Below are 13,934 nucleotides of genomic sequence, written 5' to 3' on the forward strand. Positions count from 1 at the left end.
GCTGACCCCGCGGTGCGGGCAGGCTTCGTCCAGGATGCCGACCTTGCCGTCCTCGCCGCGGAACGCGACGAAGGCCTCGCCCAGCAACACCACCCGCCGGGGATCGCCGCCAGCGTCAGGCAGGTCGCTCGATTGCATCGCCGGCGTCCAATAGCGGCGCATGGCCGTTCCCATCGCCGTTCCGGGACCGACACGGCAGATCAGATCGTTTTCCTTTGTCGACAACATGGCTTATCCTCTCAACCAACCCCGATTGATGTTCTTTCAATGTGCTCGCCGCGCCTTGGATGACCGGGCATAAAGACCACTCCATCACAGGTTGGCGCCGACCGTCAGCCAGGCCCATCACGCTTCCATGGAAGCATTATGTGATGCTTCGCAGCATGTCAAGGCGACCCGGATCCCCTAAACCGGCTCGCAGGCATGTGCGAACTTGGCATGACCTGTTTCAAACGCTATCCGATACGACTTTCAGGGGACATAGAAGTGGTCAGACGTCGCGTTAGAAAGCTCGGTAATCCGACGGAATTTATCGAGGACACTTGGGCGCGGGAACGGCCCGACCTTGACCCGTCCGAATATCTCTTTCTGATCCACATTTTCCGCCTCGGCCGCATCATCGATCGCCTGAACGACCGGTTCTCGCGACAAGCCTTCGGCATCAGCGGACCCGATCTTCGGATTCTGATGATCCTGCGACGGCAGCAGCCAGAGCATGCACCCCGCGCCGCCGAACTGGCGGAGAGCCAGGTCGTGACAACCGGCGCGATGGCCAAGCAACTTTCGCGACTCGAAAAACTGGGACTTATCGAACGGCGGATGATGAGTGATGGCAGCGGGATGGCCGTGTTTGCGACTGAAAAGGGCATTGCATGGGCGGATAGAGCCATGACGGAAATGGTACGTGCCTCGCCGCTTTCCTCCTCGACTCTATCTTTTACCGCGAAGGAGAGAGACCGCCTTGCCGATCTATGCCGCAAGCTCCTCAAGGACCTAGAGAGCAGGTAATTTCAACACCTTACCAGCATAGTATCTTCTCCTCCGAGTAGCGCTGCGCCGCCGGATGTTCAAAAAACATCTTCCGAAGAAGATATTTTTCTTGTCTCCGGATCAGAGCTGAGCCATGTATTGAGCCGCGACGCTCTCTTGCAGTCTTGTTTGTTCCGTTTTTGAGAGCGCAGTCCTCGAATTTCAGGAGAGAACGGTGTTTTCAACCGATTGGAGCTTGTCGCCCCGTGAATATGGGGTTGTTGTTGAGCGTGGGATAAAGATCCCGGTGGCGGACGGCATTGAACTTCAGGCTGATGTTTACCGGCCGGATGCTGGTGGCCGTTTTCCTGTTCTGTTTGCGCCGAGCCCTTATTCGCTCGAGCCGCAGACGGCGCCGATGATGCCGGTCGGGTTTACCTATCCGCGCGCCTGGCTGGAGTCGGGCGATCCCAGTTTCTTCGTTCGCCGCGGCTATGTGATGGTGGTCGCGACGATCCGTGGAGCGCGCGGGTCCACCGGCTATTTCAGCAACATCGAGCCCAATCGCGAAACGGTACAGGACATTTATGAAGCGATCGGTTGGCTTGCTGCGCAACCTTGGGCCGATGGCAAAGTCGGAATGCTCGGCGCATCCTATTTTGCCGTGCTCGCCAAGCGGGTCGCCGCGCTGAAGCCTGAAGCGCTCAAGGCGATCTTCTCAATGTATGGCCTTAGCGATGGTTATCGCGACTTCTATTATCACGGCGGAATATACGCCCATACCTTCTTCGAATATTGGCATCGCCGCCAAAATACCTTCCTGAACACCAAGAATCAGCTGCGTGAGGACTGGGGTGAAGAGAAATACGATGCTGCCGTGAAGACCGCTTTGGCGGATCCCGATATTCGGGCAAACCCCTGGCTGGTCCATGCCTTGGAAAATCCGGATGAGGCGCATAGTCCGCAGGTCAATGAACTGACGCTTCAGCCACTCGATGGTCCCTTTTACCGGGAACGGTCGGTGGACTTCTCCGCCGACACAAGCATTCCGGGTTATTTCGGCGCCGACTGGGGGCTCTATGGCATCCATCTGGGCGGCGACATCCGCGCATTCGAAAAGTGGAAAGGCCCGAGTCGGCTGACGATCGGTCCGCCGCTCTATCTTGACCGGCCGCTTTACCAATATGCCTATGAGGCGCTGCGCTGGTTCGATCATTGGCTGAAGGGCAATGACACCGGCATGCTTGAGGAACCCCCCGTACAGCTCTTCATCCAAGGCACGGGCGAATGGAAAAAGGCGCATTCCTGGCCCTTGCCCGAAACGCGGTGGACGCCCTTCTACCTGCACGACGGCGGCCTGCTGTCCGAACATGAATTCTGGCCGAGCGAAGGGTCGAGCAGCTATGAGGATGGGAGCTTCCATCGCGGCGAGGTGAAGTTCTGGACGCCCAAATTCGTCGAGGCGACCGAATTTTGCGGCCCTGTCGCGCTCAAGCTCTACGGGTCGACCACATCCGACGAGGTGCTCTGGTTCGTCACGCTGCTCCACCAGGATGCCGAAGGCAATGAACGGACGATCACGCGGGGATGGCTGCGCGGATCGCAGCGCGAGCTGGACAGAGAGGAATCCCGCCCCTGGCGCCCCTATCACAAGCACACTAGCCGCGATCCGCTCGAACCTGGTCGCATCTACGAGTTCGACATCGAGGTGAATGCGATCGGCTTGCATGTGAAGCCGGGAGAGAAGATCGGCCTGCGCATCAAGAGCGCGGACAATGAAGAGGCGCAGGACATCATCGAGCACATGGCGATGGGCCACATCGCGCGCGTGCCGACGTCGCGTGTCACCGTGCACCACAATGCCGACCACCCCTCGCAGCTGCTGCTGCCGGTGACCAAGGGCAATATCATTGGCACGTTCATCTCAGGCGGCGACTTGCCGCCGCTCGATACGACAGCACGCATCAATTGAGGATTCCATGACCAACATGAATAGCAATGATAACAAGGGCGCCGACTTCAAATTCGCAGTTTGCTGCTGGAGTACCCCAAAGAACACATGCGTCGAGGACATTGAGCAATGTGCGGCGATCGGGGCACAAGGCGTGGGCCTTTTCGAGCAGAAGATTGCACCCGGACAGGAAGAAGAAATCGAAGAGGCACTGGCCCGGCACAACATGAAAGCCGGCATTGTCGTGCCACATGACTGGACGATCCTGCCGGTGCCGCTCAACCCGCAGGCTGCATCGCTGACCTGGAAGGATCTTTCGGGAAACATTGCGGCAAGCTGCAAGCGAATGGCCCGATTCAGCCCTGTCGGTGTACTGGTCGGACCGGGCGGACATGGCGATCCCAGCATGATGGGCCGACCGGTGGATGAGATTGTCGAAGGCCTGAAAGTGATCGCTGACGCGGCAGGAGAGGTCGGTCTTCGCATCGCGTTCGAACCCTATGCCCGGCGCCGCGGCGCGGTAATCCACAATCTGACGATTGCCATGGACGTTATCGATCGCGCGGGCCGCGACAATGTCGATCTGTTCCCGGACGTCTGGCACTATTGGCCCGAGCCCAATGTGCACCAGGAGCTGCGGCAATATGCCGACCGCATCATCGCGCTGCAGGTGAACGACGCCCGCATCCAGGAACGGTCCTGGTGTGACCGGGTCCAGCCCGGCTGGGGGCACAACAAGTGCCGCGAGATGGTCGCCACGCTGATCGACGCCGGCTTTGACGGCTGGTACGACTATGAGGTCTTTTCCGACGACGGGCGCTGGGGCAATGCCTGGCCCGACTCACTCTGGGCCAAGCCGCACCAGGAGTTCCTGCAGGAAGGCTATGACAATTTCGCCCGCGTCCATTCCGAAGCAAAGCAGATGCTGGCCGAGGGCATGGTGCCCCTCGATCCGGTCGAAAGCAAAACGCACGTCGCTGAACTCAACATTTGATCATCGGCCCGGGCAGGAGGGCTTTGTCGCGCTCCGTCCTGCCCGGCATGGCTTCCACGGGTCTAAAGGAAAGGGTCCAAAGCATGAGCCACACTTCCCGTCCGATCGTTACTGACTGGAACAGCATGCCCCTCCAAGCGATGCGCATGGGCATGACGAGACGGTTTGTCCATTCCGACAATATGATGGTTGCACAGGTGAATTTTTGCAAAGGCGACTTCGTGCCGGCGCACTCCCATGACAATGAGCAATTTACCTATGTGCTGACGGGCGCCCTGGAGTTCAAATTCGGGGACGAGCAGTCCGAAACAATGATCGTGCGTGCCGGATCGATCGTCTTCATTCCCGCGATGCTGGTGCATAGTGCTTTCGCATTGGAAGACACGTTCGAACTCGATATCTTCAATCCACCCCGCCAGGATTGGCTGGACGGCAGTGACGGATATATGCGGCGCTAGCGAGGCCAAATGGTTCAAGCCCGGCCAATTTCTTCCATGAACCAGCGCGAGGCGGCGGCATGAAGGGGAACGTCGCTTTTCTCGGCTCCGGCCTTATGGGAACGCCGATGATATTGCGGCTGCTTTCGGCCGGATTCGTCGTTCGCATTTGGAACCGCTCCCAGCAAAAGGCACGCCGGGCTGTTGATGCCGGGGCCCTTATGTGTGCAACAGCGGCGGACGCCGTAGCGAACGCCTCGCATATCTGTCTCTGCCTGACGGATGCAAATGCGGTGGAGGACGTGCTCTTTGGCGGTGGCGATCTGGTTTCCCGTCTTGGCGGGGACGCGACCATCATAGATTTTTCCACCATTGGACCCAATGCAACGAAGGCATTCGCCGAACGCCTGGCCCGGACGGCTCCGGGCGTTCGCTGGATAGACGCGCCGGTTTCAGGCGGCGTCAACGGAGCGGAAAGCGGAGAGCTGGTCATCTTCTGTGGCGGCGATGAGCGGGATGTAAATCAAGCAAAGCCGATCCTGGATCCGTTGGCGAAGCGCATCTGTCATCTCGGACCGGTTGGCAGCGGTCAGGCTGCAAAGCTGTGCAATCAACTGATCGTGGCCGTCAATGTTGTCGCGATAGCAGAAGCGCTGAGGCTCGGCCGGGCACAGGAGCTTGATCTTGGTGCGCTTACCGACGCTTTGGCCGGCGGCTGGGCGGATTCGCTCCCTCTCCAAATTTTGGGATCGCGTATGGCGCGAAATGTCTTTGAGCCACCGCTTGTGGCCCTTGGCACCTTCGCGAAGGATCTTGATCTCGTTAGCGAGGGAGCGGAGACGAGGCTGCCAATGGTGCACTTGGCTTCTGCAATTTACCGCAAGGTCATTGAGGAGTTTGGCGATCGTGATGCAACGGCGCTTTTGACCTGCCTTGAGAAAGGTCGATAAACGGCGGTCTAGTTTTGGAAGATAGGGGTGCAAAATGCCTGTGGCTTCAAATGGCCGCACGCTGCTCCAGACCTGTTTGCGGCGCATAGGGGACGGGAGTGTGCGGCACGCCCGTCCCCTGCCTTGCTCTTAGAACTTCACACGCACCGTGAACCGGCTGTTGATCGGCGCACCAGGTGTTATGTTGTTGTTATTGTGCGCGTCGGAAAAATAGTCCTCGTCGAGCAGATTTTCCACGTTGAGCTGAAGCTGGACATTGTCCGAGGCATTGAAGAACAACGCGGCGTCCACGCGGGTAAAGGCGGGCAGGCGTGTGGTCGTTGCGGATGTGCGGATTGCGGCGAACTGGCTCGACTGGTGGATCACGCCAAGGCCTGCGCCGACATGGCTATTGAAGTCATAGCGGTTCCACAGCGCGAACTGATGTTCCGGCACTTGGCCAAGCCTGATGCTGTCGTCGTTCTTACGATAGGCATCCTGATAGCTGTAGCCGCCGCTCACTTGCCAGCCTGGCAGGATCCGGCCTACGAGTGCCAGTTCGACGCCCTTGGTCCGCGTGTCCGTCAGAAACTGCGATCCCGGTACGCCCGGGACTGGCACGCCGGTATTGTTCCTGTCGAGCTGGAACAGGGCAAGGGTGACATTGAGATCGGGGCGGATATCCCACTTCGCACCGATTTCGTAATTAGTCATCTTCTCTGGCGCGAGGTCTTCCTGTCCCGGCGTGGTTCCTGACGCGGGCGCGAGGGTCAGGAACTGGTCGCCGGAGCGCGGCAGGAAGGATTTGCTGTAGCTGCCGTAGATTGAGATATTCTCTTGCGGTTTCAGGATCAGGCCGACACGAGGGCTGACCTTCTCATCGGTGCGCGAGAAGGGACGCGGCGTTCCGATCAGGTCGGTGCCCTCTATCTCGAACCGGTCATAGCGCAGGCCGACGACGAGATCGACATGCTCGCCGAAGCTGATCTGGTCCTGCGCATAGGCCGAGAAGAACTGCACGTCGGACTCGGTGTTGCGAACCGGCGCGCCGAAAGTCACTGTTGGATAGACAATATTGTCGAGGTCCAGCGAACTGCTCGACAGCGTGCCATTGCGGCGCTGGTTGGTGGAGTCCTGATCGCCATATTCGAGACCGAGCAGGATCTTATTGCCGATCGAGCCGAGATTGACGTCCCAGACCAGATTGCTCTGGGCGATAAAATTCTGCCGCTTCGTAGGGTCGGTATAGCTCGACAGTGCAACCGTATTGTCTGTGGTGTTCACCGCGCCATTGGCGAAGACATTGGTGTAGTATTTGTCATAGTCGCCATAGAGCACCGTCGTCGACCAGTTCAGGTTCTCGGCCAGTTCGCCGTCGAGCCGAGCCTTCACGATGTGGGCTTCGAGACCAGTGCGGTTGACGCCGGGAACACCGAAAAAGGTTTCGCGGTGGCCGGTGAGGGGACGATTGGGCCGTCCCGCCGCGGTGGCGATCGAGGGCACGCCGCGATCGGTCACGCGATCGTCGTTCACATATTCATAGGAGAGGCCGAGCTTCCACCGCCCCAGATCGACGGCGAGATAGGGATTGATTGCGTAGCGCTCGCCGCCGAAGAAATCCCGGTGATTGTTCAGGTCTTCGTAATTGGCGTTGAGGCGAAAGGCGGCATTGCCGCTGATCGGCGCATTGATGTCTGCCGAAACATCCCAGGCGCCAAAGCTGTTGACGCTGGCCGAGCCGCCGATCGCCAGCGCGTCGACAGATGGAGTCTTCTGCACGCGGTTGATGATGCCGCCGCTGCCGCCGCGGCCGAAAATCAGCGCGAAGGGGCCCTTGAGGATTTCCACGCGCTCGATGTTGTAGAGGCTGCGATAATATTGGACGTCGTCGCGCACGCCATCGAGGAAGAAGTCGGCGGTCGTGTTCTGCCCGCGAAGGGTGATCTGGTCGCGATTACCCTCACCCTGGCCGACCGTAGTGCCGGGAACATAACGCAGCACGTCTGCAATGCTGTGCTGGGCCTGATCGTCGAGCTGTTCGCGCGTCACAACATTGATGCTTTGCGGTACGTCGATGAGCGGCGTGTCCGTTTTCGTCGCAGTGGCCGAGTTGATCGCAACATAGCCCACTGACTTGCCGGTCACGATGATTGTGCGGCCATCTTCCGACTCGGCTTCAGTCGCCATGGCGGCGGCTGGAAACGCAAGCAAAGCTGCGGACAGGAATAATTTGGATTTCATACTTCCCCCTGAAGGCATTAGTTTCGCGCCTCTACAGTTAATGCGATTGATTAGCAATATTGCCATCCAAATGATCGAAAGATTGTTTCTCAGCAGGACGACCTTCAAAGTGCGAACACAGATTTCGGAATGTGATATTGAAGGCGGGCGTTCACGCTTTGGGCAGCATCACCCGCTGAGCGCCGTCCTGGAGCCCCCTCGGCGGGAGAGAAAGATTGAGCGGCAATATTCTGGTTATTGACGAAGGAACGACTTCGACCCGGGCCATATTGTTCGATGCCGCGGGCGAGTGCCTGGGGTTCGCTCAGCGCGAATTGACCCAATATTATCCGGCGGCCGGCCATGTCGAACATGACGCCGCCGAGATATGGGACAAGACGCTTGCCTGCTTGCAGGAAATGGTGGAGCGCGCGGGGGGTGTGGATCGCATCGCCGCGCTTGGCATCACCAATCAGCGCGAAACCGTGGTCGCCTGGGACAAGCGGACGAGAGAGCCGCTTGCGCGCGCCATAGTCTGGCAGGACCGGCGCACTGCCGATCAATGCACGGCCCTTAGGAAATCAGGGCATGAGGCGCTCGTTCAGGCGAAGACGGGCCTTCTCCTCGACCCCTATTTCAGCGGCAGCAAAATGGCATGGATGCTCGAAAACTGGACGAACGTCGGCGAGGCGGGCGAACGTCTCGCGCTGGGAACGGTTGAATCCTACCTCATTTTCCGGTTGACCGGGGGCCTGCATGTCACAGACGCAAGCAATGCCAGCCGCACCATGCTGATGGCGCTCGATGGACAAGGCTGGGACAGCGCGCTTTTGGCGATGTTCGGAATACCAGCGGCAAGCTTGCCAGCAATTGTCGACTGCGCGGGATTGATCGGCGCAACGGCCCCGGGCCTTCTGGGCGGCTCCATCCCGATCTGCGGCGCGGCAGGCGACCAGCAGGCCGCGACCATCGGCCAGGCCTGCCTTGCCATGGGCGATACCAAGGCGACATTTGGGACGGGCGCCTTTGTGCTCGCCAATTCGGGAAGCATCGTTCCGCGATCAGGGCACAGGCTGCTCGCGACGGTGCTGCATCAGATTGGCGGCAAGCGCCATTATGCCCTGGAAGGATCGGTGTTCGTCGCGGGCAGCCTCATCAAGTGGCTGCGCGATGAGCTGGGCATATTGGCGTCGGCGGCCGAAACGGCAACGCTCGCGCCGACCGTTCCCGACAATGACGGCGTTTATCTGGTCCCAGCCCTGACGGGTCTTGGCGCTCCACATTGGAATCCTGATGCAAGGGGCGCGCTCACTGGCCTCAGCTTTGCAACCACGCGCGCGCACATCGCCCGTGCAGCGCTCGAATCCATGGCCTATATGGCGCATGACCTGAAAAGCGCCTTTGCCGCCGACCGGGTGCTATGGCAGCGGCTGAAGATCGATGGCGGAATGGCCGCCAATGACTGGATGGCGCAGGACCTGGCCGACATGTTGGACATTCCGGTGGAGCGGCCCGAATTGGTCGAGACAACCGCATTGGGCGCCGCCATGCTCGCGGCCGTGGGCGCAGGGCTGTACGCCTCGCTCGAAGACGCGGCCATCATGCGCAAGGGGGTGCAGGAATTCCGGCCCGCGATCAATCCCTCCGTTCGAACCGCCAGGCTGAAAGGCTGGGCCACGGCACTCTCGAAGATCTGACCTCAATCCTTCGCCATTGCCCGGAGGGTTGCGATGCGGTCGGCCTCATGCGCCGGCTTGTCGGATCGGATCCGGTTGATGCGCGGGAAACGCATGGCAAGGCCCGACTTGTGCCGTTTGCTTTCGTGCACGGAATCAAAGGCTACTTCGAGGACCAGGCTCTTGTCCGTTTCCCTTACAGGACCGAAGCGGTTGACCGTATGACGGCGGACATGGCTGTCGAGCCATTTCAGTTCCTCGTCAGTAAAACCGAAATAGGCTTTGCCGACCGGCAACAGGTCGGCGCCCTGGTCCGGGTCGCCATCTCAGCAGCCGAAGGTGAAGTCGGCGGCTCCAGCGGTCGTTCAGCGCGCCGGGCGGGCAGATTATGAGCTGTCCCGTCAGGTCTGTCTTGGCGGCATCGGAAACGAGCTGCAGCGGCCCCAAATCGACGCCAAACTCCTCATAGAGACGGCACATCTGCTCCAGCGCGCCGTGGAGCCAGATCGGCTGCCCATAGCCGGCCCGGCGCAATTCGGCGATCAGCCGCTGCGCCTTGCCCCCGTAGCGCAGCGCCATGATGGCGAGCGTTTCAGGCGTGGCGAGGCAGCGGCGATGCCCGCCGCGCGCATGATCGGCATGGCCATGGGTCACCAATGCCGTGCCGACCGGCTGCGAGGGATCGATCCAGCAGTCCGCCGGCGCCACATAGAGCCCATAGGATTCCGCTCGCAACCAAAGGCTTGTTCCGGCCATCAAGGTTCAAGATGGTGCCCCGCTACGGAAAGTCCAGCGCAAGACCTGGCGTAGTCCATCCCTGACTATTCAGAATAGCATTCATCCCCGAGGAGTTAATCGGCCGGTCGCTAACTTGGGCCGGCATGGAGGCCATGGTATCGCGAAGGCGGACCCAAGCACGAGAGCGATACTGACCGGCGCCCAGAAGAGGACCGGTTGCTGCTGCGCGGAATGAATTACCGCAGAGGCGGATCGAAATCTGGCGCGTGCCGGGAAAGAGGCAGAATGATCGACCGATATTCAGGTGACGCTGGCTCATCCGCCCCAGGGCAGCGGACGATTATTTCCTCGCTTCGCGGTGACGGACTGAAGGCAGCGACCTTTGCGGTTCTTACGGCAGCAATTTTGTTGAGGCTGTGGAATTTTGCTGCCGCCCGTTCGCTTTGGACGGACGAGGCGATGGTGGCGATCAATATCATCCATCTTCCGGCGCGAGCCCTTTTCGGGCAGCTTTATTTCAATCAGTTGGCACCTGTGGGATGGTTGTTGCTGGAAAAGGCCGCCTTGCAGGTCTCATCGGATTTCGATTATTCCTTGCGGTTCGTGGCACTGATCGGAGGAATCGGAAGTGTCGTGCTGTTTTGGCGGTTCATGCGCGCCGTCGCCGATTCGTGGGAAACGCTGGCTGGCGTTTCGCTCTTCGGATTGACTTCGGCGCTCATCGCCTATTCGGCGATGGTCAAGCCTTATATCCTGGATGCTCTGTTCGCGATTGCGCTGTTGCTTCTGGCTGCCACGATGTTGGGGAAAGCAAGCCATCGCTTGCGGATTACTGCCTGCTACGCGCTTGTCGGTCTTGTCTGCATTCCCCTGTCCTTCGGCGGGGCCATGGTGATGGCGGGAACGGGCCTTGTCCTGTTCGCTGCGGCGCTCGTCCGGCGCGACCAGCCGTGGGCGATCGCGCTTGCCGCCACCGGCTGCGCCTGGCTGGCATTGTTCGCCGGCCTCTACGTCTTCGTTTATGCAGGGCAGCAGACCACGGTGGGCAATATGACCCAAATATTCTGGGTCGACGACTTCGCTCCGATGCCCTTGTCGTTAAAGGCCATCCGCTGGTATCCTGCGGCGCTCGCAAGCGCGCTTTCCTTTCTGCTTTCGCGGCTGGGCGGGCTGACCGCTACGGTCTTTTTCCTCTTCGGGTGCTATTGCATCTGGTGGCGTGACCGGTGGCTGCTGGCCCTGCTCCTGTCGCCCTTCGTCATTGCTGTCATCGCTTCAGGGCTGCAGGCCTACCCATTCGAGACCCGTTTCCTGCTGTTCCTTGCTCCCTCGGCTGCGGTTGGCGTGGCGATTGCGCTTGTGGCGGCGGTCCGGTCTTTCCGCTATCCGGCACTTGCGGCCATCGCCCTGTTGCTCCTGTTCGGGGCAAAGCCGCTCTGGCTCACCGCCACGTCGGCCGCGCAGATCCCTGCCTGGCCAGTAGAAGAGGTGAAGTCCAATCTCCGCTATCTCTCTCGCCATATGAAGCCGGGCGACGCGCTGTTCCTGAGCGTCTCGGCCGAGCGGCCCTATCTCCTCTATGCTCGGCGCTATGGGATGGAGAATGTGCGCTATCAACTGCTTAGCCGATATCGGGATAGTCCGACTTGCATCAATGACGACATCCGGCGCATTACCGCAGCCCGGCCGGCCTGGCTGATCCTTTATCATTCCAACACCGAAGAGGATAAGCGCAGCATTGCCTTCATGACGCGCGTTCTTGAGCAGGATGGTGCAATCACTGCTGCCGATTCCGTACCCGGCTCGGAACTGATGAGGATCGAGGGACCTTCATCCTCCGCTTTCGCCAAAGTGCTGCCGCGATCAGCTCCCGTTTGCGGCATGCCGCGAGAGGGCAAGGCGTTTCTGGAGACAATTGCAGCAAGGATCCGTAGCCAAGGCCACAAGGCTTAGATAAAGACATCCCATTCGTCCTGAGCGCGGTCGAGGGATGCGGGCCTTTGCGGGAGGCTCTGCCATTTTAATGCTCGCTTAATGCCGCCGCCCGTCATTCCACATGGCGGCTTAATGTCTTCCCGGCTCACATCGGTTGCAGCATTTTCAGTAAGGCTGCTTCATGTTCGCTCGCAAAACCGCCGCATCGTCTTCCCTCGCCGCCCTCACGCTCGGCGCCATCGGCGTCGTCTACGGCGACATCGGTACAAGCCCGCTTTATGCCTTTCGCGAGGCTCTGGCGCAGACATCGGCGGGCGTGATCGGCCGCGGCGAGATCATCGGGGTGCTCAGCCTCATGCTCTGGGCGCTCATCATCGTCGTCACGCTCAAATATGTCCTGTTCCTGACCCGCGCGGACAATCATGGCGAAGGGGGTGTGCTGTCGCTGATGGCGCTCGCCAGCCGCGCAACACAGGGCAAATGGCCCGTCGTACTGCTGCTGGGCGGTACGGGCGCGGCGCTCTTCTATGGCGATGCCATCATCACGCCTGCGCTATCGGTGCTGTCGGCGGTGGAAGGGCTGAAGACCATCCCTGGACTTGGAGGCATGGGCCATCCCTCAATCCTCGGCCTCACCGTGGGGATCCTCGCCGCCCTCTTTGCCATTCAGGCGCGCGGAACGGCAAGGGTCGCGGGTCTGTTCGGACCAATATGCACTATCTGGTTTCTCAGCATCGGCGCACTGGGCCTGTGGCATATCGCCCGCGCGCCCGAAATCCTGCTGGCCTTCAACCCCGTTGAGGCAGTCCGTTTCCTGATGAGTCACGGCGTTCCGGGCCTGTTTGTGCTGGGTGCCGTATTCCTTACCGTGACCGGCGCCGAGGCGCTGATCGCCGATATGGGGCATTTCGGGAGACTGCCGATCCAGCTTGGTTGGCTGAGCCTGGTCTGGCCCGCGCTCACGCTCAATTATCTTGGCCAAGGCGCTCTCGCCCTCGCAACGCTCGAAGCAGCGCAGGCGAGCGGTGCAGCTTTCAAAAATGCCGACTGGTTCTTCATCATGGCGCCCGAGGTTCTGCGCGCGCCGCTGGTATTCCTTGCCACCCTTGCCACGATCATCGCCAGCCAGGCGGTGATCACCGGCGCCTATTCGCTGAGCCAGCAGGCGGTTGCGCTCGGCCTGCTGCCGCGGCTTTCGATCCGTCAGACTTCGGCCGACCAGATCGGCCAGATTTACATGCCTTTCGTCAATTGGGCGCTGCTTGCCGGAGTGCTAGTCCTCGTGTTCGCGTTCAAGAGCAGCACGGCCATGGCAGCGGCCTATGGCATCGCGGTCACCGGCACCATGGTGGTGACGACCTGCCTTGCCTTCGTAATCGCGTGGAGAGGCTGGCACTGGCATGTCCTCTGGACGACCCTGCTGTTCGTCCCATTCCTTGCGATCGACCTCATCTTCTTCGGCGCGAATATTCTGCGCGTCAGCGAAGGCGGATGGGTGCCGCTGGTGGTGGGCGGCATTATAGGGCTTATCATCGTCGCCTGGATGCATGGACGGCGGGTGTCCATCGCCCGCACCAGCGAGCAGGGGGTATCCATGCCCGATCTTGCCACTGCGCTCGCAGTCCGGCCCCCGCTGATCGTCGATGGTGTCGCGGTGTTCCTGACCCAGGATGGGAATGTCGCTCCATCGGCGCTGCTGCACAATCTCAAGCACAACAAGGCACTGCACCGGACAAACGTGCTGCTGACCGTCGCGACTGGCCCCACCCCCCATATCGCGCCGGACCAACGCCTCTCTCTCGAGTGGATCGACGACCATTTCGCTAGGGCGCGGCTGACCTATGGCTATATGGACCGGGTTGACGTGCCGAGCGATCTCGCGCGAAGCAATCTGCTGACCGGTGTTGGAGGCACCTCCTTCTTTGTGGGCCGCAACGCCATACGCCGCGCGAGCCGTCCGGTCATGCCCCGCTGGATGACCTTGCTCTACAGCTTCCTTCACCGGAATGCCGCTGATCCGACCGCCTTTTTCGCGATCCCGCCCAATCGGGTGGTCGAACTCGGCTCGCAAATAGAGCTATAGAG

The 13,934-nt window shown here is 60.3% G+C and carries 11 protein-coding genes and 2 pseudogenes; 9 read left to right on the forward strand and 4 right to left on the reverse strand.

All coding sequences use genetic code 11. The features are described from left to right. Window positions 1–228 (reverse strand): Rieske 2Fe-2S domain-containing protein (locus VJS46_RS11545; RefSeq protein WP_324060205.1); only part of this gene is annotated, 228 nt, incomplete at its 3' end. Between the two features lie 258 nt (window positions 229–486). Here VJS46_RS11545 and VJS46_RS11550 point away from each other — a divergent pair. From VJS46_RS11550 to VJS46_RS11570, 5 genes are all read left to right on the forward strand, one after another. Then, a complete protein-coding gene (locus VJS46_RS11550; RefSeq protein WP_324060207.1) occupies window positions 487–1,008 on the forward strand; it encodes a MarR family winged helix-turn-helix transcriptional regulator in 522 nt (173 codons plus the stop codon). Between the two features lie 217 nt (window positions 1,009–1,225). Continuing rightward, window positions 1,226–2,941 (forward strand): CocE/NonD family hydrolase, encoded by a 1,716-nt coding sequence (locus tag VJS46_RS11555; RefSeq protein ID WP_324060208.1) that lies wholly within the window; start codon window positions 1,226–1,228, stop codon window positions 2,939–2,941. 7 nt (window positions 2,942–2,948) lie between these two features. Next, window positions 2,949–3,914 carry a sugar phosphate isomerase/epimerase gene (locus VJS46_RS11560; protein ID WP_324060209.1) on the forward strand — a complete coding sequence of 322 codons (966 nt, stop codon included), beginning with the start codon at window positions 2,949–2,951 and terminating at the stop codon, window positions 3,912–3,914. A gap of 83 nt (window positions 3,915–3,997) precedes the next feature. Next, a complete protein-coding gene (locus tag VJS46_RS11565; protein ID WP_324060210.1) occupies window positions 3,998–4,372 on the forward strand; it encodes a cupin domain-containing protein in 375 nt (124 codons plus the stop codon). 59 nt (window positions 4,373–4,431) lie between these two features. Next, the gene (locus VJS46_RS11570; RefSeq protein ID WP_324060211.1) at window positions 4,432–5,301 is read left to right on the forward strand and encodes an NAD(P)-dependent oxidoreductase; all 870 of its coding nucleotides are present in this window, start codon (window positions 4,432–4,434) and stop codon (window positions 5,299–5,301) included. 129 nt (window positions 5,302–5,430) lie between these two features. On the opposite strand, the gene VJS46_RS11575 is transcribed toward VJS46_RS11570, so the two are convergent. Continuing rightward, window positions 5,431–7,467: a TonB-dependent siderophore receptor gene (locus tag VJS46_RS11575; protein ID WP_324060212.1), complete on the reverse strand. Its 2,037-nt coding sequence runs from the start codon at window positions 7,465–7,467 to the stop codon at window positions 5,431–5,433. Here VJS46_RS11575 and VJS46_RS11580 point away from each other — a divergent pair. Both VJS46_RS11580 and VJS46_RS11585 read left to right on the forward strand, forming a co-directional pair. Beyond that, on the forward strand, window positions 7,466–7,762 hold the full coding sequence (locus VJS46_RS11580; protein ID WP_324060214.1) for a hypothetical protein: 297 nt from the start codon (window positions 7,466–7,468) through the stop codon (window positions 7,760–7,762). The two genes, VJS46_RS11575 and VJS46_RS11580, sit on opposite strands and share 2 nt — an antisense overlap. Then, on the forward strand, window positions 7,737–9,197 hold the full coding sequence (locus VJS46_RS11585; protein WP_324060215.1) for a glycerol kinase: 1,461 nt from the start codon (window positions 7,737–7,739) through the stop codon (window positions 9,195–9,197). The genes VJS46_RS11580 and VJS46_RS11585 overlap by 26 nt, the downstream gene beginning before the upstream one ends. A gap of 2 nt (window positions 9,198–9,199) precedes the next feature. Here the strand turns inward: VJS46_RS11585 and VJS46_RS11590 are convergent. Together VJS46_RS11590 and VJS46_RS11595 are read right to left on the reverse strand one after the other, a co-directional pair. Continuing rightward, window positions 9,200–9,526: pseudogene (locus VJS46_RS11590) on the reverse strand (ATP-dependent DNA ligase); the annotation flags it as partial. Further along, window positions 9,519–9,932, reverse strand: a pseudogene (locus VJS46_RS11595) (hypothetical protein); the annotation flags it as partial. The pseudogenes VJS46_RS11590 and VJS46_RS11595, both read right to left, overlap by 8 nt. Window positions 9,933–10,199: 267 nt before the next feature. Between VJS46_RS11595 and VJS46_RS11600 the strand changes: the two are divergent. Continuing rightward, on the forward strand, window positions 10,200–11,867 hold the full coding sequence (locus VJS46_RS11600; protein ID WP_324060216.1) for a hypothetical protein: 1,668 nt from the start codon (window positions 10,200–10,202) through the stop codon (window positions 11,865–11,867). A gap of 163 nt (window positions 11,868–12,030) precedes the next feature. Beyond that, on the forward strand, window positions 12,031–13,932 hold the full coding sequence (locus VJS46_RS11605; protein ID WP_324060217.1) for a potassium transporter Kup: 1,902 nt from the start codon (window positions 12,031–12,033) through the stop codon (window positions 13,930–13,932). The last annotated feature ends 2 nt before the right edge of the window (window positions 13,933–13,934 follow it).

Origin of the sequence: Rhizorhapis sp. (genome assembly GCF_035276005.1) — a bacterium.
Lineage (GTDB): Bacteria > Pseudomonadota > Alphaproteobacteria > Sphingomonadales > Sphingomonadaceae > Rhizorhapis.